Below are 23,703 nucleotides of genomic sequence, written 5' to 3'. Positions count from 1 at the left end.
TCCTAACTTTAAAATTCTGTATATATGAATGGACCGGCATTCATATCCTGAAAACCATATAAGAGAACGAGTAAAATGAGAATCGCCAAGTAATAAATCGTCCGCATACTCACATACGTTACAGTATGATTCCAAAGCTTTCTTACTTTCTCCATCCTATTTACCTCACATTTCTACAATTTAATCATTTACGATACACCATTTCATCTATTATTACAATATCATGTCAATACCATTACATTAGACGTAATGAAGTAAAAGTTGTTCCTACCTTCAACAACATGAAGACCTAAAGACTACATTTTTTCAAATAAATAGTAGTTAGGGTAAAGAAATAGGCTTACCATCCTTATTTATAGATGGTAAGCCTTTTTTTGAAATTTATTTTATCTTGCACCGATAATCTCTTCAGAAGTTGCTTTTTCATCAACTTCTGTTGATTCAGTTTCAACTGTAGGCGCAGATACCGTAACAAGAAGAAAGTCATCCGTATCTAGAATTTCGAATGTTGACGTGCTACGAATATCACCAACAGCTAAAGTGTCACCAATCTCTAACGTTGAAATATCAACCTCTATTGATTCAGGAATATCTGATGGTTTAACTTTAATTGTTACTTCACGATTAGGCTGTTGGAGAATGCCGCCCTCTTTTGCCCCTAATGAATCGCCAGTAAGATTTACTGGTACACTCACTTCTAAAGCATCTGACATATTAACTGCTAAAAAATCTAAGTGAACTAATGTCCCCTTCAATGCACATTTTTGAGCTTCATTTAATACGGCGTTTAATTTTTCACCATCAATTTCTAATGTTACTATGGAATTTTTACCATCTAAACGTAATGCTTTTTCATACTCTCTTGCATTAATCGTAATTGGAGTTGCCTCTGTTTTATAACCATATACCACAGCTGGTACAAAACCTCTTTGTCGAAGTTCAGTTAGTGCAGAATGATTTTCAACCTTACGCTTTTTTGCATGAACTACAGTACTCATATAGATACATGTCTCCCTTCCTAGTTAACATAGTCACATTAATATATGTACCCTGTTAGCTAGGAATTCAAACATTTACCATTATTAATCAAATAAAGTACTTACTGATTTGTTCTCATAGATTCTTACAATTGCATCAGCTAATAGAGTTGCAACAGATAGTTGTTTAATTTTAGGTGATTTTTTCTCATCCGGTAATTGAATAGAGTTTGTAATCACTAATTCTTTAATAACAGAGTTATCAATGCGCTCAATAGCTGGACCTGATAATACAGGGTGTGTACAGCAAGCGTAAACTTCTTTAGCACCTGCTTTAACTAATGCGTCAGCACCGATTGTAATTGTACCTGCCGTATCAATAATATCATCGATTAAGATTGCTACTTTACCATCAACACTACCAACAATATTCATAACTTCTGCAACGTTTGGACGTGGACGACGTTTGTCAATTATAGCTATTGGAGCTTTTAAGCGATCCGCCATTTTACGAGCACGTGTTACACCACCATGGTCTGGTGATACGATAACAACATCTTCTGATTTGAAACCTTTTGCTTTGAAATGATCAGATAATAGCGGTACACCGATTAAGTGATCCATTAAGATGTCGAAGAAGCCTTGAATTTGTGGAGCATGCAAGTCAAGAACGATTGCACGAGTAGCTCCTGCAGTTTCTAGTAAGTTAGCCACTAATTTAGCCGTAATCGGTTCACGTGCACGCGCTTTACGATCTTGGCGAGCATAACCATAGTAAGGTAATACTACGTTTACTGTGCGCGCTGAAGCACGTTTCACGGCATCTACCATAATAAGTAATTCCATTAAGTTTTCGTTTACTGGAGCTGAAGTAGACTGTACGATAAATACGTCACAACCACGAATACTTTCCTCAATATTAATTTGAATTTCTCCATCACTGAAATGTTTAACGGAGCATTTTCCTAGCTCGACACCTACTTCTTTAGCAATTTCTTCAGCTAAAGGTATATTCGAGTTTAATGAAAAGATTTTTAACTTTGAGTTGGCATATTGATACGGCATGATGGCCTCCTGGTAATTTTAATTATTTTAATTTTAGTTTGGTAACATAATTATCTTTATTTTCTTGTCTAGAACGTGCAATTGCTAGTGCGTCAGCGGGTATATCTTTTGTAATTGTCGAACCAGCTGCTACATATGAGCCTTTTCCTACCGTTACGGGTGCAACTAAATTAGAGTTACAACCCACAAAAGCATTATCTTCAATCACTGTTTTAAACTTGTTTTTCCCATCATAATTGACGGTAATTGTACCGCAACCTATATTGACTTCAGTACCTACTTCAGCGTCTCCTAAGTACGATAAATGAGACACTTTACTACCATTGTCTATTTTTGTTTTCTTCACTTCAACGAAGTTTCCAATCTTCACACGATCGCCCAAATCAGAATCTGGTCGGATATGTGCAAATGGACCAACAGCTGTATCCTCACCGATGACGCTTTCACGTACTACAGAAGAATGGACAGTCGTACGATTTCCAATTCGGCTATTTTGAATATGACTATTAGGACCAATGATGCAATCTTCTCCAATGCTAGAAGCACCTTCTATGATAACACCTGGTTGGATGACTGTATCACGACCAATTTGTGCATCAACGCTTATATATGTGTTACTAGGGTTAATAATCGTCACCCCATTGCGCATATGTTGTTCGTTAATTCTAGCACGCATTGTTTCTTCAGCTTGAGATAAAGCAAAGCGGTCGTTAACACCAAGCGTTTCAGCAAAGTTTTCAGTTACATATGCCGCAACTACTTCACCTTGTTTTTGTAAAATTTCAATGACATCCGGTAAATAGTATTCACCTTGGGCATTATCATTTTTTACAAGTTTCAACGCAGCAAATAACGCTTTATTATCAAAGCAATATGTGCCAGTGTTGATTTCTTTTACTTGTCGTTGTTCAGGAGTTGCATCTTTTTGTTCAACAATTTGAGCAACCTGTTGATCTGTAGAGCGAAGAATTCGACCATAGCCAGTAGGGTCTTCAGCAATAGCAGTTAAAATTGTTGCTTTGGCATGATTAGATTCATGATGCTCGAACAACGCTTTCATTGTTTCGGGGCGAATTAAAGGTGTATCCCCACAAATTACAATCGTTGTGCCTTCTAAATCTCCAAGGATCGGTTCCACCTGTTGAACGGCATGTGCAGTACCAAGCTGTTCCGCTTGTAATACATACTCACTTTTTTCACCAAGTTGTTCCTTTACCTTTTCAGCACCATAACCTACGATCGTTACTATACGTTCAACATCTAATGTTTGAATATGATCAACTACATGCTCAACCATTGGTTTTCCACAAACCGGATGAAGAACTTTATATAATTTGGACTTCATACGCGTACCTTGGCCAGCAGCCAGTATAACGGCATAAACATTCGTCATTTCGCAAGTCCTCCATTTTAGCTGATTTTCTCTTTTGACTATAAAGCAAATTTAGTTAATTTTCAAGGCTTCCCCACTTGACAAAACTATGACAAACAATTTATTATTAAAATCTTTTGTTTTTTTATAAAAAAATTCCAGTAACTATACTTTTAAAATAAAACTTACTTTTAAAGCGTTTATCCCATATAAATAAATAGCAATATTCAAATATCCCTCTAATTTAGTTTCTTTAACACTATATATATGACTAATAAATAAATAGATTTTAAGTCTATAAAGAATATTCACATGCGAAGATTTAATACAAATTTTTATATAATTGTATTATCAGCATAAAAATCTATTAATTATTTCTTATCTAAGTAGTTTGTAGACTCCTATTTCTCTATTTACTAAACTAGCAAACGTAAAAAATTTAATATACACGAAAAAGAGCCCATTCTATATGAATGGGCTCTAAATTTGCGGATTATTGAATTTCCTGATGTTCTTCATAAACCGTCGCTTCTTCATCACTCGACTCTTCATAAGCTTTAAGTACAGCTTCTTGAATTTTCGTACGAGTTCCAGAATTAATCGGATGTGCAATGTCACGAAATTCTCCGTCTGGAGTGCGCTTACTAGGCATTGCTACGAATAGCCCTGCGTTACCATCAATGACGCGAATATCATGAACTACAAATTCGTTGTCAAGTGTGATGGAAGCAATGGCACGCATACGTCCATCAGTTTGTACACGACGTAATCTTACATCTGTAACTTCCATTCTCTCACCACCTCTCATCTAAGATGCCAAAATGACTCTATCTACTTTATTCTATGTAAATTTATAGATTCCTTCTTTTTCCTTATTTATTTTTTAAAAATTTCGAATGTTTACAATCCTATTATGTATTAGTCACTAATTGTCTTTAAATTACTTATTTATCCTATCCAGTTTTTACAAATAAAATGATTATATACAAAAAAGACTATCTAATAAGCTTAAGCTTATTGATAGTCTTTTCATATTTCATCTTTTCTTAAAGCTACTCTCTACTTAGCCGATTACTGCTATGACTTCAATTTCTACTTTTGCATCTTTTGGCAAACGTGCAACTTCTACAGTTGTACGAGCAGGTTTATGCTCACCAAATTGCGCCGCATATACTTCATTCATTGCTGCGAAGTCATTCATATCCGCTATAAACACTGTTGTTTTAACTACTTTTTCTAAAGAAGTGCCTGCTTCTTTAAGAACTGCTTTTAGATTCTCAAAAACTTGGTTTGTTTGTTCAGTGATGTCGCCATCTACAAACTCTCCGGCTGGTGTTAAAGGAATTTGACCTGAGCTATAAAAAACATTATTTAAAATCATACCTTGTACGTATGGGCCAATTGCTGCTGGCGCATTTTTTGTTGCTACTACTTCCATCTTTCATTTCCACCCTTCTAAAAATAGTTTCCCTCACTTAAAGCAATTGTACGATCCTTTTCATTCACTTCTTTTAATTTTACAAGTGAATAATAATCATCTACTAAGCGCTCGTCTAGATGTTCAGCCTCTACTAACACAGCAATACCAGCTAGTGTACAGTCGAATTCCTCTAGCAAGTTTTTCATGCCATTCATTGTACCGCCAACTTTCATAAAGTCGTCGGTAATAAGTACACGTTGGCCACTTTGCATGCTACGCTTTGATAGCACCATCGTTTGAATACGACGCGATGATCCAGATACATAGTTAATACTTACAGTGGAGCCTTCTGTTACTTTGTTATCACGACGTACTACAACTACAGGTACATTCAAATGTCTCGCAATAGCGTGGGCAATTGAAATACCTTTTGTTGCTACTGTCATAATAACATCAATTTCTTTATCGCAAAATGCCGAGGCAAATACTTTTCCTACGCGGTTCATTAATTCGGGATTACCGAGTAAATCTGTCATAAATAAGTATCCACCTGGCAATAGTCGATCTGAATGACTTAACTCTTTTAAGAGCTCTTGCATAACTTCTTTAACAGCCTCTTCTGGCATTTTAGGAATATATTTTACTCCCCCAGCAGCTCCTGGAACAGTCACAAGAAGACCAATCCCTCTTTCCTCAAATGTATCTTTAACAATCGATAAATCCTCACTAATAGAAGATTTGGCCGATTGATACAATTCTGCGAAAAATGTAAGAGGGATCAACTGCTGTGGATGCTCCAATAAATAATGCGTCATGTCTACAAGACGTTCGCTACGCTTCCATTTCATGAAATCCTCTCCTGAACACGAATGATTTATACAAAAAATACCACAATTATACGTATTTAATCAAGGGAATCGCGATCTCCAAGCATACGAATTGCATATACTTCATCACAAAAGCCTCTTAATCCATTATAAATACGACTTACACGGGCCTCATTCTGTACGAGGCCAAACACCGTTGGACCGCTACCACTCATTAATACGGCATCCGCTCCAAAACGTTTCATTTGTTCTTTAATCACTGCTACTTCTGGATGTAATTTTAATGTAACCGTTTCTAGTACATTCCCGACAGTATCACAAAGTAATTCATAATCATCCTCTTCAATGGCTTGAATCATCTGATGTGTATTCGGATGGACAACCTCATCCATGTTTAAACCACCATAAACAGCCGCTGTTGAGACACCAATCGTCGGCTTAGCTAATACTACCCAGCAACTTGGGGGCGCAGAAATTGCCTGTATGCGCTCTCCTCGGCCTGTTGCAAGTGCAGTGCCACCGTAAACACAAAAAGATACGTCGGAGCCAATTTTAGCTCCTAATTCTGCGATTTCATCCATAGTTAGGTTTAAATTCCATAATGTATTTAAACCTTTCAAAGTTGCGGCAGCATCGCTACTACCTCCAGCTAGTCCAGCTGCTACTGGAATATGTTTATCAATAGTAATAGATACACCTTTATCTATGTTGTATGTATCTTTTAATAACTTAGCTGCTTGATAAGCTAGGTTCCTTTGATCATCAGGTACAAAGCGATCTGTCGAATGAATTTTAATAAGCCCATCTTTTCTACTTCTAAGGCCGACTCTATCAGCGAGATCAACCGTTGTCATAATCATCTCTACTTCATGATAACCATCGGGACGTTTGTAAAGTACATCTAGTGTTAAATTAATCTTGGCAGGTGCTTTTACGTAAAGCATAACGCTGCCCCCTTCCTAGCAGGTTTTTATACAAAAAAGTGATTCTATTATTCGTGCTTTTTTCACTGATTATTATTCTACCACAGGAAGACCTTTGTAAATAAACTTCAACCTCACCGTTTGTGAGATTTTTATACCTGTTAATTCTTTATTTTAAAAACGAAAAGCTACCTCACAGTTGAAAGCTCAAGCTGTGAGGCAGCCAATTGTCAGTGCATCAATTTTGGACAATCATCAATCTACTTTGATTTTGCTTCATCAGCTAATTGCTGTTGTGCCATTTCGATTGCTCTTTTGACCATATTACCGGCATCTCGTGATTTGATCCCGCCCCATCCTTCTCGCTCTACTACATCGTAAAATCCAAGGTCTTTTGCGATTTCTTCTTTCAAACGATCCGACATGATACGTTTTCTAGCCATTCGAAATTCCTCCTTAGATGACTGACAGTTATAGTATGTTCAAAAAAAAACAAAAACACTCATAAAATATTCTTACGCAAAGAATACGTTACAAGTGTCCGAAAAAAATATTCGATTATAAATGCACTTACTTGGCAATGACCAATTCTTTGATGTCATCGTCAAATGTAATCTCTACTGCTTCTGTTAAAATATCTGTGTAGCTGTAAGAAACTCGCTCAAAAGCGTTTTCATCTTGATCAAGATCAACTACAAATACTGCGCGATATGTTTCACGTAATATTCCAGCGCGCTCAACCGTTTTCTTGCGACCACCGTTTGCTTTTAATTGCAAACGTCTACCCAAATGACAATCTAACGACTTCTTAATGTCGGCTAAAGTTTTTGGCATTTTCGCTTACACCTCACTATAAACCATTATACACGAGGACATTTAATTCGTCAAGTTAAATAAATTATTTTATCAATCCATCATAGTGATGTCAATTGTTTTTTATTCGAAAATCTATATTTTTTTTACGAGTGTGCTAAGAATGTAACAGAAACGTTTATTGACGGAAGGTAGGATAAAGTGCATCTGCCAATTGACCAAACTCAATAATAGATAAAGTTTCGCCTCGGCGCGTTGGGTCAATACCACATTCAGCTAGTGCCGCTAGAATTTGTTCTTTCTTTTCTTTACCTCTTGGCAACTGAGATTGTAAGTTATTTAAAATTGTTTTACGACGTTGTGCAAAGGAACTTCTTGATACTTCAAATAAGAATTCTTCGTCAATTACATGCACTGGTGGCTCTGCATGTCGAGTTAGCCGAATAACGGCTGAATCTACATTTGGCTGTGGCATGAAGACAGTTTTTGGTACAGTCATCACTACTTCAGCCTTCATGTAATATTGGATAGCTATTGAAAGTGAGCCATAAGCTTTTGTACCAGGTTTGGCAGAAATACGATCTGCTACTTCTTTTTGCATCATTACTACCATACCGCGTATAGGTAATTTCTCCATTAATAATTTTAGTAAAATAGGAGTCGTTACATAATAAGGTAAATTTGCAACTACCATGATGTCTTTATACTTCGCAAATTCCGAACTTAACTCCTCAGCTACATTCGCTTTTAAAATATCCGAATGAACAACTTTTACATTATCATATGGGCTTAATGTGTCTTCTAGAACAGGTAATAAACGTTGATCGATCTCAAATGATACAACTTGCCCTGCAGAGCGAGCTAAATGCTCCGTTAAGGCACCTATACCTGGACCAACCTCAATCGCCACACTATCTTCTGTTAAATCGGCATAACTTACTATGTTACGAAGAATATTAGGGTCAATTAAAAAATTTTGCCCTAAACTTTTTTTGAATGAAAAACCATATTTCTTTAAAATCTCTTGCGTGCGTAAAGGTGTTGCAATATCTTTATGCATTTTGTTCCTCCTGATTTATCTGTGCAATCGCTTCACCGAATTGCTCTAAAGTTATTTGAAACATTTGTAATCGCTTGTGCAATTGTTTACCGTTTGTTGAACCTATATTTAATAACTCACCTAAACGTTCTCTACGTACTTTCGCATTAGGATGTGATAGTAGCTGAGCTACGATTAAATCATCTAATGTGATAATCTGCACATCCTCTGATGCCACTCTAGGTGTATATACGTTTGAGAGGGCATAACGGATATCTTCATCTTTTGCATGTTCTATACCAAGACTTTTACCGTTTTTAGCAATTGTTTTCTTTTTCGGTAAAAACGCATGTTTTACATCTGGCACTCTTTCTTCAATAATAGCTCGAATACGTCTCCCTGGGTAATCTGGATCCGTAAAGACAATGACACCTCGTTTTACTTGGGCATGTTGAATTCGTCGTAGAACTTCCTCTGAAATAGCAGAACCGTTCGTTTCGATTGTATCTGCATGAACAGCTCGTTTAATTGCTGTTGTATCGTCTTTTCCTTCTACCACAATAAATTCTTTTATTTCCACGGATACTTTATCCTCTTTTCTAAAATGTCCTTTGACCATTTTACTGCTATATTACTTATATTGTACAGTAGCTTAAGCAAGAAGGCTCGTTTTCAATCAGTATGACTGCTCCCTATAAAAAAAGCTTTCCTTACAACTGTAAGGAAAGCTTTTCATATCTATATGTTAAACGAGATGTATTAGTTTAATACTTTTATTTTAACTCTTTTGCGTCCCCAATTATAAACAGATTGCTTATTTGAAATAAAGACATCGATTTTGTTTCCTTTAATCGCGCCGCCAGTATCCCCAGCAACCGCATAACCATAATCTTCTACCCAAACTTTAGAACCTAATTTAATAACCCTTGGATCAACCGCAATTACTTTTAAATTTGGATTCTTTCGTAAGTCGATACCAGTAGCTGTTTTACCCGAACAACCATTACAAAAAGCAGTGTAAGCTGTAGCTGTTACATACATAGTTCGACCACTAGACGGCTCATCTGAACGAGATGGTGTCTTAGATTTTGAAACTTTTTTAATTGATGTTAAATATTTTGATGAAACATAACCCGTTTTACTTTTATATTTCACCTTATACCAAGAGCCCTTTTTACCTTTGTACGTCACTTTTTTACCTTTTGGAATTGTCAGAAGCACTTTATATTTTGTGCTTGCACCTTTTCGTAAATTAAGACGACCTTTAGTTTTATAGGTTTTGGCTTTGCTAACTTGTGTAATTTTCTTGTTGCTAACGTCAGTTGTGGAGCCTTTAGAGCCTTCCACCACATCGGTGACTTTTTGTACTCGAACATCATCAAAAGCCGTTGTGTTAGGTGTTTTAGCTAGCGCCTTAGTGTCTGGTTGAGCGCGTTCTATCTCGCCTGACTCAACTATTGGTTGCTTTAAAAAGTCAGCGACCGTAGTCGAAGTGGATCCTGCTATCTTGTTGCTACCATCACCTTGGATGGTTAAATTTAATGCCTGTTCATACGAATTTGTATTATTATTTTTAAAATTCGTATTCACTGAGGTTTGTATTTTATCATTGTCAGATGTTTTAACTCCAACAATATTGTTTTGTGCTGTAACTTCTTGATAATCACCGTTTACCACGGCTGTGTTTGTACTTTCGAATAAATTCGAAGCTACGAAAGCAATTACTAGTGCGATTGATAATACCATCATCACTGCTTGCTTATTCCTCAATGATCTTGAAAACAGGTTTTTCATGGAATTTTTTGTCATGAAAAACGCCTCCTTATCACTCGTTGGATTATATAGACCTTCTTTTTAGCTGTCAACACCTAAGGTTTTTACCTAATTTTGACAACCAGGCAAGTTTTCCTATCCGAAGTAAGGGAGGCGACCTTGCATTTTATTTCGTAATTTTATAAAAACGGTGGGCATTGGCAGTTGTTGCCGATGCTACTTCATCTACCGATATTTCCTTTAGGCGCGCTATTTCTTCCGCAACTAACGGTACTAAAGATGGCTCATTTCTTTTACCTCGATGTGGATGAGGTGCCAAGTAAGGAGCATCTGTTTCAATCATCAAATACTCAAGCGGAATTTCTGTTGCAACTTCTTTTGGTTTTTTTGCATTTTTAAACGTAACAGGGCCACCTAGGCTGATCATGAAGTTCATGTTGATGCACTCTTTTGCAATCTCTACGCTACCGCTATAACAGTGCATAACTCCACCAGTAATTTCCGCATGTTCTTCTTTCAAAATCCGTACACAATCTTCTGTTGCATCACGATTATGAATGACAATTGGTAAATCTAACTTTTGTGCCAACCGAATTTGTTTACGCAATAATTCCTGTTGGATTTCTTTTGGAGATTTATCCCAATAATAATCAAGTCCTGTTTCACCGATTGCTACTACCTTTGGATGAGCTGCTAATTCCTCAATCCATTGTAAATCCGCTTCTGTGCAGTCAATTGCATCGACGGGATGCCAACCTATTGCTGCATACAAAAATGGATATTCATCAATCAATTTCATCGCTTTTTCAATTGTTGGTCTGTCGAAACCTACGACAACCATTTCTTTTACATCAGCGTCTAATGCGCGTTGGATCACTTCTTGCAAATCCTCTTCGTATTGGTCAGCATTTAAATGCACGTGTGTATCGATAAACATCGTCATTCTCCTCACAGTAATTTATTTTAGACAAAGAACAGATTTCAGAGTTGTCATTCATATTACATTTTAATTACAAAGACCCCTCTAATTATTTCACAACCATATAAAGGGATATTTATAGGTGCAAAAAAACAAAATATGATATTTTTATACTAAGGTCACATTCACAAAATACAATTCAGCAAAAAAATATCATATCCATAAATAGAACCAAGAGCCTACTATGTCATGTAGTAGGCTCTTGGTTTTTTTATACAAACTTAAGAAAAAACGCGATTTTTGAGGAATTCTAAACTTCTCCCATCATCAACAATGATTCTATAGTTGTTATTATATATTTATTTTACTTTTGCGCCGTTTTCTAGTTTTTCATCGACAGTCGCTAAAGTTAAAACACCATCTTTACTTCCTGCCAAAACCATACCTTGAGAAAGTTCGCCACGAAGTTTTACTGGTTTTAAGTTAGCAACAACAATTACTTTACGACCAATTAATTCTTCTGGTTTATAATACTCAGCAATACCTGATACAACTTGGCGTTGCTCATATCCTAGCTCTAATTGTAATTTTAATAATTTATCAGCTTTTGGCATTTTATCGCATGCAATGACGGTTGCAACACGAAGATCCACTTTCATGAAATCTTCAAAAGAAATTTCAGGAACATCTTCTTCTTTTTTAGCTAATGCATCTTTTTTAGGCTCCTCAGTAGGCTTAACTGAACCTTGCATTTGTTCGCGAATATAGCCAACTTCTACCTCATTATCTAGACGAGGGAAAATTGGCACACCTTTTTCAATGACTTTTTTACCAGATGGTATTGCACCAAATGTATCTAGCGTATCCCAAGCCAATAATTCTTCCCCTAATCCAAGCTGTTCCATAATCTGTTTTGGTGCAATTGTCATAAATGGTTGAATCATAACAGCAATTTGTCGTAAGCTTTCTGCTAAATTAGCCATTACTGTTGCTAATTGACCTTTTAACGCTTCATCTTTAGCTAAAACCCACGGTGCTGTTTCATCAATATATTTGTTTGTTCGTGAAACCAATGCCCATACGTCTGAAAGAACTACACTAAATTGCATTTTTTCCATGTTTTCTTCATATTTCATTTTTGTATCCGTAGCTTGTGCGATTAGTGCTGCATCAAATTCTGTTGGTTCTAAACCTTCAGTCGGTATATGTCCATCGAAATACTTGTTCATCATAGAAATGGTACGGTTTAATAAATTACCAAGGTCGTTTGCAAGATCAAAGTTTGTACGTTCGACAAATGATTCTGGTGAGAATACCCCATCCGATCCAAATGGTAACTCACGTAATAAGAAGTAACGTGTTGCATCTAATCCATAACGCTCAACTAACATCTCAGGATATACAACATTACCTTTAGATTTAGACATTTTACCATCTTTCATCATAATAAAACCGTGTGCAAATACTTTTTTAGGTAATGGTAAATCTAGAGCCATTAAGAAGATTGGCCAATAAATTGTATGGAAACGTACTATATCCTTACCAACTACATGTACATCTGCTGGCCAGTATTTCTTAAATAATGTATCCTCATCAGATAAATAGCCTAACGTTGTAATATAATTTGTTAAGGCATCTACCCAAACATAAATAACATGCTTTGGATCTCCAGGAACTTTAATTCCCCAGTCAAAAGATGTACGCGAAACAGATAGGTCTTCTAAACCAGGTTTGATAAAGTTATTGATCATTTCATTTTTACGAGACTCTGGTTCGATAAATTCAGCATTATCTTCGTAATATTTCAAAAGGCGATCAGCGTATTTCTTCATATTAAAGAAGTAAGATTCTTCTTTTACCTTATGAACAGGGCGACCGCAATCAGGACAGTTACCATTGTCCAATTGTGACTCAGTAAAGAATGATTCACACGGTGTACAATACCAACCTTCATATTCCCCTTTGTAAATATCACCGTTGTCTAAGAATTTTTGGAAAATCTTTTCGACAGCGTCTGTATGACGTTTTTTAGTTGTCTGGATAAAATCATCATAAGAGATGTCCATTAACTTCCAAACAGCTTTTGCTGATTCAGCAATTTCATTCACATATTGCTGTGGTTCTTTGCCAGCCTCAGCTGCTTTTTCTTGAATTTTTTGACCATGCTCGTCCATACCCGTTTGGAAACGTACGTCATATCCTCTCAAACGTTTATAGCGTGCAATCGTATCAGAAGCTACAGTTGTATATGCAGTTCCAATATGAAATTTACCACTAGGGTAATAAATAGGTGTTGTTATATAGAATGTTTTCTTTTGATTGTCCACGAAAACTTCCTCCAGTGTTCTACAGTATACTTTCTATTCTAACCAAGTACGAAAAACCTTTCAATCAAAGTTTATTAAATGGCTTTTTGACGAAAAATGTCGAATATTACTTTTCGAATTCGAGATACTTAAATATAGCAAAAAACTCATGCATTTTAAGCATTTTCGAGGAAATTAATCAAATTCGTATGTAAATTCTACTTAAAGAACGGAATATTTTTGAAATAAAATATCATTTTTCAAACAAAAATAATTGACGTTTATGGCATTAGTTGGTATGATAGTCAACAGACACAGAATATATGTCGAATTTTGACGAAAAATCATAATAATATAGGAGGAATTCTTGTCATGAAATCTACTGGTATCGTCCGCAAAGTTGATGAATTAGGTCGCGTGGTTATTCCTATCGAACTTCGCCGTACTCTAGGCATTGCTGAAAAAGACGCTCTTGAAATCTACGTTGATGATGATAAAATCATCTTAAAAAAATACTTACCTAATATGACTTGCGCTGTAACAGGCGAAGTGTCTGATGATAACTTCCGTCTTGCTGGTGGTAGCTTAATCCTAAGCCCTGAAGGCGCTGAAATCCTTGTAAAAGAAATCCAATCTAAATTAACTAAATAATTTAGAGGATTTAATTATATTCGAGTAACAAGTTATACAATAACAAATAGATTATTACCTATCTTGTTTTTCAAATGTGATTTCATATATAGAAAACATCCGAAATATTCGCAATTTCGGATGTTTTTTTTATTTACAGACCTTATTATTCCACATGATAGGCTTGGTACACATCTCGCTTTGCAAGACCTCTTACTTTTGCCACTTCTTTAATAGCATCTTTAGAAGATAGTTGCTGTTCTTCTATTAACTTATTTATGTGATCGACAACAGTCAACTCATCCCACCAAGCTGCTTCCTCTTCTTCATCAGCATTTACATTACCTTCTAAAACAATACAAAATTCTCCTCGAATTTCACTCTCAATTGCCCACTCTAATGCTTCATCAACTGTGCCTCTTAAAAACTCTTCAAATTTCTTCGTCAATTCGCGTGCTAAAACAATCTGACGATTACCAAGAATTGTTTGCATATCCTTTAATGTATCTTTCAAACGGTGTGGAGCTTCATAAAATAGAATCGTCTCTGGTCTCTTACTTAATTTTTCTAAAGCTTCTTTACGCTCCTTCTTTTGACGACTTAAAAATCCATAGAAGAAAAATGGTTGAGGGATTAAGCCCGATGCTATTAAAGCGGTGATAGCCGCGTTAGCACCTGGAATCGGCACTACCGCAAAGTCTTCTTCAATTGCCTTTGCAGCAATATCTGCACCTGGATCTGAAATACATGGTAGTCCTGCATCACTTACTAATGCTACTGTTTTACCTTCACGTAAATAATTAAGAAGCTTTTCACCACCATACTCTTTGTTATGATCGTGGTAACTAACAAGTGGTGTATCAATTTCAAAGTAGTTACAAAGTTTTTTAGTATTACGCGTATCTTCTGCTGCGATGACATCAGCTTCTTTTAGAATACGAATAGCTCGCATAGTCATGTCCTCTAAATTACCAATAGGTGTAGCGACTAAGTATAAGCAACTCTTATTTTCATGCATGGTACTTTTTTGTGATTTCACAATTCTTCGCTCCTTATATGATTGATCTTCTGTTTACGTGTTAATTGTTTAAATGCGTATTCAGCTCGCATCGCCTCTTGCTTTGTCTCATATTCTTCAAAATAAATGCAACGTACAGGTAAACGTGCTCTTGTATACTTGGCACCTTTTCCTTGGTTATGCACGCCGAGTCGATGTTCTAAATCATTTGTGTAACCTGTATAGTAAGTTCCATCACCACATTCTAGTACATACATGAGATGCTTATTGTTCTTTTCCATATAGCATCTCTCTCACTTCATCTGTATATTCACCATCTTCTCCATATACATAAAGTGGGGGCAAAATCTTTAAATCTGGCTTGCCATCTTTAATTCCTTCTATTAACAATGTATTCGCTTCTTTACCAGCTTTAGGATAAACAAAGCGAATACGTTTTGGCTCCAATCGATTTGCACGCATTGCCGTTATAATATCAAGTAGACGACTCGGACGATGAACAAACGCTGCCTTTCCACCTTGCTTTAACAATTTACTTGCAGAAAAAATCATTTGATCTAATGTTAAGTGGATTTCATGTCTAGCAATCGCGACATGCTCCTTCAAGTTTTTATCACTCGCTTCATGCGCAGGGAAATACGGTGGATTACATGTCACGACATCATACTTTTCCGCGCCAAGTACAGATGCAATTGTCTTCACATCACCTTGCATAATCTCAATTTGTTGTTCTAATTTATTATAATGAACACTTCTCTGAGCCATATCAACAAGACGATTTTGCAATTCTACTCCAGTAATATGCCCTTTTGTTCGAGCACTCAAGAACAACGGAATAGCTCCATTACCAGCGCATAAATCAACAAGCTTTCCCCTTTGATAAGGTACATTTACAAACTTTGCAAGTAATACTGCATCAAGAGAAAACGAAAACACCGACGGACTCTGAATAATGCGTAACTCTTCTGCTAAAAGATAATCGAGCCTCTCATCTTCTTTCAACCACTGTTCCATATAATTACCTCCAACATAGCAAAAGACTGACCTCCACTTTTTGAGAAAATGGAATCAGTCTTTGTTTAGCCGTTTTGTTTATTTAAAAATGATAGGCAGAATAAACAATCCTCGCCCTTACGTGATCCTCCGAAATGGACATGACATACATGGTATCCTTCATGATAAAGACGTGCCAAGTTATCATAACCCTCACCGACATCAATGATTTCTACTTTTTTCGCTGTAACGTCTTTGATAACCTTCCCCTCAGGTTTAGAAGAGAGTACTTCCTCTAGACGAGTGCGAAGATGACGATTCTCCATTTGGAGTGTTTGATGCTCTTCCATCATGAGTGCAACGAATTTCTTCAGTGCCTCAAATTGTTTTTGCATCGATTCTAGCTGTTGTTCGAACTCCATAACAGTATCTAAGAAATTACGGTCCTCCACTCAAGCCACCTCATTATTTCCACTATTGGACAGAACTTTTTTCGTGTTGTAAAATTTCTTCCAATGTATAATCCAAAATACGTTGTTGCTCAGAAAGCTCTACTTGTAGTACGCGCTCTAATATATTCATACCTACTACTTTTCCACTACCATCTGGTGTTGTAATTACAGCACCAATATCAGGCATTTGCTCCCTTGCTTCTTCATACTCGTCGTTTTCATATTTCAAGCAACACATTAAACGTCCACATAACCCTGAAATTTTAGAAGGGTTAAGCGATAAGTTTTGATCTTTCGCCATTTTTATAGAAACTGGCTCAAAATCACCTAAAAATGTAGAACAACATAACATTCTTCCACATGGACCTATACCACCAAGCATCTTCGCCTCATCTCTCACTCCAATTTGGCGAAGTTCGATTCGTGTGCGGAAAATAGCAGCTAAGTCTTTTACTAACTCTCTGAAATCTACTCGACCCTCCGCAGTAAAATAAAAAATAATTTTATTACGGTCAAATGTATATTCAACATCAACTAATTTCATTTCTAGTTCATGTTCTGAAATTTTTTCTGTTGCTGATTCAAAAGCACGTTTAGATTCTATAGCATTTTCGTCAACCTGGAATCGATCGCTTTCATCGGCTGGACGTACAACTTGCTTTAACGGTAGTACAACATCACTTTCGCCTACTTGTTTCATTGGAACAACAACTTTGCCATACTCAATGCCACGCGCAGTTTCGACAATTACATATTGACCCTTACTTAATAAAAATTCTCCAGGATCAAAATAATATATTTTACCCGCTTTTTTAAAGCGGACACCAACTACATTATACAAAGGATTTTCCCTCCTGCAGATTCAGCATAAGCTGCTCCATCATCAGCGTTCGGTTCATGTTGCGCTGTAATTGCTGACGAGCTTGTAATATCGCTTGTAACTGCGTCGATAAACGAGCATATGTCGTCTGCAATGCAACTTTCTTCCAATACGATAACCAATCTGGATACGTACACACTGCTTCGGGATTTGCTTTAATCGCAACAATGTCACGAAATGCAAATAGCAGTAAATCTAATGCCAACTCCATTTGCTCTTTCTCTTTAAATAGTGGCAGCCAATCTTCATGTACTGATAACATAGATTCATGCACATTAGTAAAGGTTGCCTCAACCAATTTTAACACTGTTTTTCGGGCCTGCGCAAACTCATCATCTTTTGATAGAGAAAAAGCTTCCTCTAAATCGCTTGTCACCATGCTAACCGTAGCAGCCATTGAAACCGTAATTCCCTCTGCTACAAGCTCTTTAATCATAGCGTCTTTTGATATTCCTTGAAACTTTATATGTTGGCAACGTGAACGAATAGTCGACAACATAGCATTTATATTATCTGTAATGAAGATTGCCGTCACAATACCTTCAGGCTCTTCGAGAAATTTCAATAATTTATTGGCAGATTGCGGATTCAGACGGTCGGCTTCATGAACGACATATACTTTTCGCCCTGCTTCTAAGCCTGTCTTATTCATTTCATGTAACAAGGCCTCGATGGCTGCTACTTTAATAAATTGACCATCAGGGTATATTTGGTGGAAATTTGGGTGATTTCCTGATTTTATACGCTGACAATTTCGACATGTTTCACATGGAACATTTTTTCGAGGTTCCTCACAAAACATTAATTGCACAAAGAAATGCATTATAGCTTCAGTTCCAGAGCCTTTTCCACCTTCAAATATGTAAGCATGACCAAGTCTTTTTTTATCGAAAATTGTTTGGAGCTGCTTCATCACTACGGGTTGTAATTTTAGTAGCTCTTCAGCTGTCTGCACCATCATTCATCACCTTTTCATTGTTTGAAAAAATCCCGTGCTCCGGGGTTCCGAAAGGCACGGGGTTTATTTACGTATATAAGTTGATTAACAACCCTTTAATTTCGCCTATTTTACTTAATAATTCAACGGAGTCTTTCTCCTGATTTAAAATGTCCTCTGTCAATTCGATAAGCTTTTCATCAATTGTTGATACAACCTTCAATCGTCGACCTTCACCAAAACGATTCCATGTATGCGATTGTTTAAGCTCCATACCGTAATCAACTGCCTCTTTTAAGAAGCGTTTTACAAGCATTTTAAATTTAGCTAAGTCACGTAAATTACGAGATTTGGCAATGCGATCGCCAGCTGTTGAAATATCACCTAATAGTCTTGTTAGTTGCTCTGTTTGCAATCGCTGCCCCTGCTTCACTACTACGTCACCAAAACGCGTTACGGGTTGATGATTTTGTAGCGGCTGACGTGATTGATCTAAGCCAGTTCGTAAGTCTTGATTAATTTTCAATTACCAGTCGCCTCCATTATTAGAAATGGTGGAACTGTTCAATCGGTAATACGAAAACGGTAGCTCCCCCAACCTCAACTTCTACAGGATATGGAATATACGAATCTGCATTCCCACCCATCGGTGATATTGGTGCTACCATTTGTTCACGAGCACGACAATTATCACGAATGATATCTAAAGCTTTTGGAACCAATGAATCTTCAGTACCTATAAGGAATGTTGTATTTCCTGAGCGTAGGAATCCTCCAGTACTTGCCAATTTTGTTGCACGAAACTCATTTTTCGTCAAAGCGTTTGAAAGACGGTTACTATCCTGATCTTGTACAACTGCTACAACTAATTTCATCGGCACTCACCCCTTAATTAAATAGGTTCTTTAAATAATTATAACACAAACAAGCTAATTTCTTCATTTTCTTTATAATTCATTTTTCAAAATTTCCCAAACATTCTCAACTACTTCATCTAAACTTTTACTTGCATCTACTATACGAAAACGTTCTGGATTTTGATCTGCTAATAATTTATAGGCTTCACAAACCTTTGTATGGAAAGCTAGGCTCTCTACATCTAAACGGTTAATTTCACGGTCACTATGCGCATTAATTCGTGCAAGTCCCGCCTCTGGCTCTAAATCAAATAATATCGTTAAATCAGGCATTCTATCCCCAATAGCAAACTCATTGATAGAACGAACCCCTTCCATTCCAAGACCTCTGGCATGTCCCTGATAAGCTAATGATGAATCAATAAAGCGGTCACATAAGACCGGGATACCTAAAGCTAAAGCTGGTTCTACCTTTTCCGCAAAATGCTGGCTGCGAGCAGCTGCATATAATAGAGCCTCCGTCCGTGCATCCATTGCTGTATGGGCAGGGTTTAATATGATATCGCGAATCTTTTCAGCTATTTCGTTGCCCCCTGGTTCACGTGTTGCAACGAACTCTTTCCCCTCCCTTTGTAGCCTTTCAACAACCATTTTCAATACAGTAGTTTTCCCTGCTCCCTCTGGTCCTTCAAATGTTATAAATAAATTTTTCTTCATTATTATATGTTCCTCCGATAACGGATTAGTTTCGATTTACTCTATTATACAATATCTATTCTTAAAACCCGTCACTCATGCTTAATTTCATTAATCAAAAAGTCCAATTGCATACTAAATAGTTTTTAATTACCCTATTTCAAATTATTTAACCCTACTACCTTTTACAATAATTGATATCCTGTATTTTAAAATACTTATAAATTACTACTCAATTTGAGGAGATGAAAATCTCTTACTTGATACTAGAATTAATATCAATCGATTAATCCATAATGCAGCCAGCGGGTTATTTAATGATTAAAATATTCTAATAACCATATATACATATATATAAAGTATTAAATCAACCAATTGAATTAAACAAAAGTTAATCGATTGGATAAACAGAGAAAACAACTACAGAAAAGCTCATTTTAACCATAAACGTCTAAGATCACTTAGGCTTTTATATATTTGATGTATTTTATTTTCAAAATCAATAAAAAAGCACAACTGATTAAATCAGCTGTGCTTTGATGTGCCTAGCAACGTCCTACTCTCACAGGGGGAAACCCCCAACTACCATCGGCGCTAAAGAGCTTAACTTCCGTGTTCGGCATGGGAACGGGTGTGACCTCTTTGCCATCATCACTAGACTATATTAGAGAACTTGTTCTCTCAAAACTGGATAAATTACATTGAAGTTCGTTAAGTAAAATTTGGTTAAGTCCTCGATCTATTAGTATTCGTCAGCTCCGTATGTCGCCACACTTCCACCTCGAACCTATCTACCTCATCGTCTTTGAGGGATCTTACTTACTTGCGTAATGGGAAATCTCATCTTGAGGGGGGCTTCATGCTTAGATGCTTTCAGCACTTATCCCGTCCACACATAGCTACCCAGCGATGCCCTTGGCAGAACAACTGGTACACCAGCGGTGTGTCCATCCCGGTCCTCTCGTACTAAGGACAGCTCCTCTCAAATTTCCTACGCCCACGACGGATAGGGACCGAACTGTCTCACGACGTTCTGAACCCAGCTCGCGTACCGCTTTAATGGGCGAACAGCCCAACCCTTGGGACCGACTACAGCCCCAGGATGCGATGAGCCGACATCGAGGTGCCAAACCTCCCCGTCGATGTGGACTCTTGGGGGAGATAAGCCTGTTATCCCCGGGGTAGCTTTTATCCGTTGAGCGATGGCCCTTCCATGCGGAACCACCGGATCACTAAGCCCGTCTTTCGACCCTGCTCGACTTGTAGGTCTCGCAGTCAAGCTCCCTTATGCCTTTACACTCTACGAATGATTTCCAACCATTCTGAGGGAACCTTTGGGCGCCTCCGTTACTCTTTAGGAGGCGACCGCCCCAGTCAAACTGCCCGCCTGACACTGTCTCCTACCCCGCTAAGGGGCATGGGTTAGAAGTTCAATACATCTAGGGTAGTATCCCACCAACGCCTCCTCCGAAGCTGGCGCTCCGGAATCTCTGGCTCCTACCTATCCTGTACAAGATGTATCAAAATTCAATATCAGGCTACAGTAAAGCTCCACGGGGTCTTTCCGTCCTGTCGCGGGTAACCTGCATCTTCACAGGTACTATAATTTCACCGAGTCTCTCGTTGAGACAGTGCCCAGATCGTTACGCCTTTCGTGCGGGTCGGAACTTACCCGACAAGGAATTTCGCTACCTTAGGACCGTTATAGTTACGGCCGCCGTTTACTGGGGCTTCAATTCGCACCTTCGCTTGCGCTAAGCACTCCTCTTAACCTTCCAGCACCGGGCAGGCGTCAGCCCCTATACGTCACCTTACGGTTTTGCAGAGACCTGTGTTTTTGCTAAACAGTCGCCTGGGCCTATTCACTGCGGCTCTCTCGGGCTTTCACCCTACTAGAGCACCCCTTCTCCCGAAGTTACGGGGTCATTTTGCCGAGTTCCTTAACGAGAGTTCTCTCGCACACCTTAGGATTCTCTCCTCGACTACCTGTGTCGGTTTGCGGTACGGGCACCTTTTACCTCGCTAGAGGCTTTTCTTGGCAGTGTGAAATCAGGAACTCCGGACATACGTCCTCGTCATCACAGCTCAACGTTATAGAAATGGGATTTGCCTCATTTCACGCCTCACTGCTTGAACATGCATAACCAACAGCATGCTTACCCTATCCTACTGCGTCCCCCCATTGCTCAAATGGTAAATAGGTGGTACAGGAATATCAACCTGTTGTCCATCGCCTACGCCTATCGGCCTCGGCTTAGGTCCCGACTAACCCTGAGCGGACGAGCCTTCCTCAGGAAACCTTAGTCATTCGGTGGACGGGATTCTCACCCGTCTTTCGCTACTCATACCGGCATTCTCACTTCTAAGCGCTCCACCAGTCCTTCCGGTCTGACTTCACAGCACTTAGAACGCTCTCCTACCACGGACATCTAAGATGTCCATCCACAGCTTCGGTGAATTGTTTAGCCCCGATACATTTTCGGCGCAGCGTCACTCGACCAGTGAGCTATTACGCACTCTTTAAATGATGGCTGCTTCTGAGCCAACATCCTGGTTGTCTAAGCAACGTCACATCCTTTTCCACTTAACAATTACTTTGGGACCTTAGCTGGTGGTCTGGGCTGTTTCCCTCTTGACTACGGATCTTATCACTCGCAGTCTGACTCCCGTGCATAAATCACTGGCATTCGGAGTTTGTCTGAATTCGGTAATCCGGGATGGACCCCTAGTTCAAACAGTGCTCTACCTCCAGGATTCTTTATCACGAGGCTAGCCCTAAAGCTATTTCGGAGAGAACCAGCTATCTCCAGGTTCGATTGGAATTTCTCCGCTACCCACACCTCATCCCCGCACTTTTCAACGTACGTGGGTTCGGGCCTCCAGTAAGTGTTACCTTACCTTCACCCTGGACATGGGTAGATCACCTGGTTTCGGGTCTACAACCACATACTCATTCGCCCTATTCAGACTCGCTTTCGCTGCGGCTCCGTCTTCTAAAACTTAACCTCGCATGTAATCGTAACTCGCCGGTTCATTCTACAAAAGGCACGCTATCACCCATTAACGGGCTCTAACTACTTGTAGGCACATGGTTTCAGGATCTATTTCACTCCCCTTCCGGGGTGCTTTTCACCTTTCCCTCACGGTACTGGTTCACTATCGGTCACTAGGTAGTATTTAGCCTTGGGAGATGGTCCTCCCAGATTCCGACGGAATTTCACGTGTTCCGCCGTACTCAGGATACACTCAAGAGAGAATGAACTTTCAACTACAGGGCTGTTACCTGCTCTGGCGGGCCTTTCCAGACCGCTTCGTTTAACTCATTCCTTTGTAACTCCATATAGAGTGTCCTACAACCCCAAGAGGCAAGCCTCTTGGTTTGGGCTATTCCCGTTTCGCTCGCCGCTACTCAGGGAATCGATTTTTCTTTCTCTTCCTCCAGGTACTTAGATGTTTCAGTTCCCTGGGTCTGCCATCAAGACGCTATGTATTCACGTCAAGATACTGCTCCATTACGAACAGTGGGTTCCCCCATTCGGAAATCTCCGGATCAAAGCTCACTTACAGCTCCCCGAAGCATATCGGTGTTAGTGCCGTCCTTCTTCGGCTCCTAGTGCCAAGGCATCCGCCATGCGCCCTTAATAACTTAACCTAAAAGTTAGTTATTAAGCCTAAAAAACTTAATAATAAAAAATGTGTTACTTAATTTGCTTCAATGTCGTTTTATCCAGTTTTCAAAGAACAAGGTTTTGAAGATCATTTTACAATGAGCCTTCAAAACTGAACGCAAGACGTTAATCGACAGA

Annotated in this window: 25 protein-coding genes and 2 rRNA genes; 1 reads left to right on the top strand and 26 read right to left on the bottom strand. The window is 38.3% G+C overall.

Annotated elements, in window-relative coordinates; genetic code table 11:
• Positions 1 to 8: 8 nt before the first annotated feature.
• The 15 genes from dltX to metG form a co-directional block, all read right to left on the bottom strand.
• Positions 9 to 155 carry a teichoic acid D-Ala incorporation-associated protein DltX gene (dltX, locus tag MKY02_RS00315; protein WP_076035401.1) on the bottom strand — a complete coding sequence of 49 codons (147 nt, stop codon included), beginning with the start codon at positions 153 to 155 and terminating at the stop codon, positions 9 to 11.
• Between the two features lie 231 nt (positions 156 to 386).
• Positions 387 to 998 (bottom strand): 50S ribosomal protein L25/general stress protein Ctc, encoded by a 612-nt coding sequence (locus tag MKY02_RS00310; protein ID WP_038179254.1) that lies wholly within the window; start codon positions 996 to 998, stop codon positions 387 to 389.
• Positions 999 to 1,082: 84 nt separating this feature from the next.
• Entirely contained in the window at positions 1,083 to 2,042 is a 960-nt protein-coding gene (locus tag MKY02_RS00305; RefSeq protein WP_038179251.1) for a ribose-phosphate diphosphokinase, read from the bottom strand.
• A 22-nt stretch (positions 2,043 to 2,064) separates the two neighbouring features.
• Positions 2,065 to 3,435, bottom strand: a complete 1,371-nt coding sequence (gene glmU, locus MKY02_RS00300; RefSeq protein ID WP_076035402.1) for a bifunctional UDP-N-acetylglucosamine diphosphorylase/glucosamine-1-phosphate N-acetyltransferase GlmU — start codon at positions 3,433 to 3,435, stop codon at positions 2,065 to 2,067.
• Between the two features lie 472 nt (positions 3,436 to 3,907).
• Entirely contained in the window at positions 3,908 to 4,204 is a 297-nt protein-coding gene (spoVG, locus tag MKY02_RS00295) for a septation regulator SpoVG (RefSeq protein WP_038179247.1), read from the bottom strand.
• 273 nt (positions 4,205 to 4,477) lie between these two features.
• Positions 4,478 to 4,852: a RidA family protein gene (locus tag MKY02_RS00290; RefSeq protein ID WP_038179245.1), complete on the bottom strand. Its 375-nt coding sequence runs from the start codon at positions 4,850 to 4,852 to the stop codon at positions 4,478 to 4,480.
• 17 nt (positions 4,853 to 4,869) lie between these two features.
• A complete protein-coding gene (gene purR / locus MKY02_RS00285; RefSeq protein WP_038179243.1) occupies positions 4,870 to 5,682 on the bottom strand; it encodes a pur operon repressor in 813 nt (270 codons plus the stop codon).
• Positions 5,683 to 5,738: 56 nt separating this feature from the next.
• Entirely contained in the window at positions 5,739 to 6,605 is an 867-nt protein-coding gene (gene ispE, locus MKY02_RS00280; RefSeq protein ID WP_038179241.1) for a 4-(cytidine 5'-diphospho)-2-C-methyl-D-erythritol kinase, read from the bottom strand.
• Between the two features lie 239 nt (positions 6,606 to 6,844).
• Positions 6,845 to 7,027 (bottom strand): small, acid-soluble spore protein, alpha/beta type, encoded by a 183-nt coding sequence (locus tag MKY02_RS00275; protein WP_340710448.1) that lies wholly within the window; start codon positions 7,025 to 7,027, stop codon positions 6,845 to 6,847.
• A 127-nt stretch (positions 7,028 to 7,154) separates the two neighbouring features.
• On the bottom strand, positions 7,155 to 7,418 hold the full coding sequence (gene veg, locus MKY02_RS00270; protein WP_038179237.1) for a biofilm formation stimulator Veg: 264 nt from the start codon (positions 7,416 to 7,418) through the stop codon (positions 7,155 to 7,157).
• A 157-nt stretch (positions 7,419 to 7,575) separates the two neighbouring features.
• Complete coding sequence (rsmA, locus tag MKY02_RS00265; RefSeq protein WP_038179235.1) at positions 7,576 to 8,457, bottom strand: 16S rRNA (adenine(1518)-N(6)/adenine(1519)-N(6))-dimethyltransferase RsmA; 882 nt, start codon at positions 8,455 to 8,457, stop codon at positions 7,576 to 7,578.
• Complete coding sequence (gene rnmV, locus MKY02_RS00260) at positions 8,450 to 9,016, bottom strand: ribonuclease M5 (protein WP_038179234.1); 567 nt, start codon at positions 9,014 to 9,016, stop codon at positions 8,450 to 8,452. The genes rsmA and rnmV overlap by 8 nt, the downstream gene beginning before the upstream one ends.
• A 179-nt stretch (positions 9,017 to 9,195) precedes the next feature.
• Entirely contained in the window at positions 9,196 to 10,245 is a 1,050-nt protein-coding gene (locus tag MKY02_RS00255) for a 3D domain-containing protein (protein ID WP_051448546.1), read from the bottom strand.
• 130 nt (positions 10,246 to 10,375) lie between these two features.
• The gene (locus tag MKY02_RS00250) at positions 10,376 to 11,146 is read right to left on the bottom strand and encodes a TatD family hydrolase (protein WP_038179232.1); all 771 of its coding nucleotides are present in this window, start codon (positions 11,144 to 11,146) and stop codon (positions 10,376 to 10,378) included.
• Positions 11,147 to 11,487: 341 nt separating this feature from the next.
• Positions 11,488 to 13,455, bottom strand: coding sequence for a methionine--tRNA ligase (metG, locus tag MKY02_RS00245; RefSeq protein ID WP_340710445.1), 1,968 nt, complete (start codon positions 13,453 to 13,455; stop codon positions 11,488 to 11,490).
• A gap of 351 nt (positions 13,456 to 13,806) precedes the next feature.
• Between metG and MKY02_RS00240 the strand changes: the two genes are divergently transcribed.
• Positions 13,807 to 14,085 carry an AbrB/MazE/SpoVT family DNA-binding domain-containing protein gene (locus MKY02_RS00240; protein WP_038179230.1) on the top strand — a complete coding sequence of 93 codons (279 nt, stop codon included), beginning with the start codon at positions 13,807 to 13,809 and terminating at the stop codon, positions 14,083 to 14,085.
• A gap of 145 nt (positions 14,086 to 14,230) precedes the next feature.
• On the opposite strand, the gene rsmI is transcribed toward MKY02_RS00240, so the two are convergent.
• The 11 genes from rsmI to MKY02_RS00185 all read right to left on the bottom strand — a co-directional run bounded on the left by rsmI (position 14,231) and on the right by MKY02_RS00185 (position 23,549).
• Positions 14,231 to 15,103: a 16S rRNA (cytidine(1402)-2'-O)-methyltransferase gene (rsmI, locus tag MKY02_RS00235; RefSeq protein ID WP_038179229.1), complete on the bottom strand. Its 873-nt coding sequence runs from the start codon at positions 15,101 to 15,103 to the stop codon at positions 14,231 to 14,233.
• Positions 15,100 to 15,363, bottom strand: coding sequence for a GIY-YIG nuclease family protein (locus MKY02_RS00230; RefSeq protein WP_038179228.1), 264 nt, complete (start codon positions 15,361 to 15,363; stop codon positions 15,100 to 15,102). Before MKY02_RS00230 ends, rsmI begins: the two co-directional genes overlap by 4 nt.
• On the bottom strand, positions 15,347 to 16,096 hold the full coding sequence (locus MKY02_RS00225; RefSeq protein WP_038179227.1) for a tRNA1(Val) (adenine(37)-N6)-methyltransferase: 750 nt from the start codon (positions 16,094 to 16,096) through the stop codon (positions 15,347 to 15,349). Before MKY02_RS00225 ends, MKY02_RS00230 begins: the two co-directional genes overlap by 17 nt.
• A 65-nt stretch (positions 16,097 to 16,161) precedes the next feature.
• Positions 16,162 to 16,527: a DNA replication initiation control protein YabA gene (gene yabA / locus MKY02_RS00220; protein WP_038179226.1), complete on the bottom strand. Its 366-nt coding sequence runs from the start codon at positions 16,525 to 16,527 to the stop codon at positions 16,162 to 16,164.
• Between the two features lie 22 nt (positions 16,528 to 16,549).
• Complete coding sequence (locus MKY02_RS00215; protein ID WP_038179225.1) at positions 16,550 to 17,368, bottom strand: PSP1 domain-containing protein; 819 nt, start codon at positions 17,366 to 17,368, stop codon at positions 16,550 to 16,552.
• Entirely contained in the window at positions 17,361 to 18,365 is a 1,005-nt protein-coding gene (gene holB / locus MKY02_RS00210) for a DNA polymerase III subunit delta' (protein ID WP_076035405.1), read from the bottom strand. The genes MKY02_RS00215 and holB overlap by 8 nt, the downstream gene beginning before the upstream one ends.
• Before the next feature lie 67 nt (positions 18,366 to 18,432).
• Positions 18,433 to 18,870, bottom strand: a complete 438-nt coding sequence (locus MKY02_RS00205; protein ID WP_038179223.1) for a YaaR family protein — start codon at positions 18,868 to 18,870, stop codon at positions 18,433 to 18,435.
• Positions 18,871 to 18,889: 19 nt separating this feature from the next.
• A complete protein-coding gene (locus MKY02_RS00200) occupies positions 18,890 to 19,219 on the bottom strand; it encodes a cyclic-di-AMP receptor (protein WP_038179221.1) in 330 nt (109 codons plus the stop codon).
• A 72-nt stretch (positions 19,220 to 19,291) separates the two neighbouring features.
• Positions 19,292 to 19,918 carry a dTMP kinase gene (gene tmk / locus MKY02_RS00195; protein WP_038179219.1) on the bottom strand — a complete coding sequence of 209 codons (627 nt, stop codon included), beginning with the start codon at positions 19,916 to 19,918 and terminating at the stop codon, positions 19,292 to 19,294.
• 522 nt (positions 19,919 to 20,440) lie between these two features.
• Positions 20,441 to 20,556 (bottom strand): 5S ribosomal RNA (gene rrf, locus MKY02_RS00190).
• Between the two features lie 63 nt (positions 20,557 to 20,619).
• Positions 20,620 to 23,549, bottom strand: a 23S ribosomal RNA gene (locus MKY02_RS00185).
• Between the last annotated feature and the right edge of the window lie 154 nt (positions 23,550 to 23,703).

Source organism: Viridibacillus sp. FSL R5-0888 (assembly GCF_038009105.1).
Taxonomy (GTDB): Bacteria; Bacillota; Bacilli; order Bacillales_A; family Planococcaceae; genus Viridibacillus; species Viridibacillus arenosi.
The sequence above is the reverse complement of the archived record's forward strand: the minus strand, read 5'-3'. Positions and strand labels throughout refer to the sequence as shown.

Bases quoted from the DNA above. Each gene is read 5' to 3' on its own strand.
- MKY02_RS00240 (WP_038179230.1), top strand. From the start codon at position 13,807: ATGAAATCTACTGGTATCGTCCGCAAAGTTGATGAATTAGGTCGCGTG.
- MKY02_RS00250 (WP_038179232.1), bottom strand. From the start codon at position 11,146: ATGTTTATCGATACACACGTGCATTTAAATGCTGACCAATACGAAGAG.
- MKY02_RS00230 (WP_038179228.1), bottom strand. From the start codon at position 15,363: ATGGAAAAGAACAATAAGCATCTCATGTATGTACTAGAATGTGGTGAT.
- MKY02_RS00305 (WP_038179251.1), bottom strand. From the start codon at position 2,042: ATGCCGTATCAATATGCCAACTCAAAGTTAAAAATCTTTTCATTAAAC.
- MKY02_RS00200 (WP_038179221.1), bottom strand. From the start codon at position 19,219: ATGAAATTAGTTGTAGCAGTTGTACAAGATCAGGATAGTAACCGTCTT.
- veg (WP_038179237.1), bottom strand. From the start codon at position 7,418: ATGCCAAAAACTTTAGCCGACATTAAGAAGTCGTTAGATTGTCATTTG.
- holB (WP_076035405.1), bottom strand. From the start codon at position 18,365: ATGGTGCAGACAGCTGAAGAGCTACTAAAATTACAACCCGTAGTGATG.
- MKY02_RS00310 (WP_038179254.1), bottom strand. From the start codon at position 998: ATGAGTACTGTAGTTCATGCAAAAAAGCGTAAGGTTGAAAATCATTCT.
- spoVG (WP_038179247.1), bottom strand. From the start codon at position 4,204: ATGGAAGTTACAGATGTAAGATTACGTCGTGTACAAACTGATGGACGT.
- tmk (WP_038179219.1), bottom strand. From the start codon at position 19,918: ATGAAGAAAAATTTATTTATAACATTTGAAGGACCAGAGGGAGCAGGG.
- MKY02_RS00275 (WP_340710448.1), bottom strand. From the start codon at position 7,027: ATGGCTAGAAAACGTATCATGTCGGATCGTTTGAAAGAAGAAATCGCA.
- dltX (WP_076035401.1), bottom strand. From the start codon at position 155: ATGGAGAAAGTAAGAAAGCTTTGGAATCATACTGTAACGTATGTGAGT.
- MKY02_RS00255 (WP_051448546.1), bottom strand. From the start codon at position 10,245: ATGACAAAAAATTCCATGAAAAACCTGTTTTCAAGATCATTGAGGAAT.
- ispE (WP_038179241.1), bottom strand. From the start codon at position 6,605: ATGCTTTACGTAAAAGCACCTGCCAAGATTAATTTAACACTAGATGTA.
- purR (WP_038179243.1), bottom strand. From the start codon at position 5,682: ATGAAATGGAAGCGTAGCGAACGTCTTGTAGACATGACGCATTATTTA.
- glmU (WP_076035402.1), bottom strand. From the start codon at position 3,435: ATGACGAATGTTTATGCCGTTATACTGGCTGCTGGCCAAGGTACGCGT.
- rsmA (WP_038179235.1), bottom strand. From the start codon at position 8,457: ATGCATAAAGATATTGCAACACCTTTACGCACGCAAGAGATTTTAAAG.
- MKY02_RS00290 (WP_038179245.1), bottom strand. From the start codon at position 4,852: ATGGAAGTAGTAGCAACAAAAAATGCGCCAGCAGCAATTGGCCCATAC.
- MKY02_RS00225 (WP_038179227.1), bottom strand. From the start codon at position 16,096: ATGGAACAGTGGTTGAAAGAAGATGAGAGGCTCGATTATCTTTTAGCA.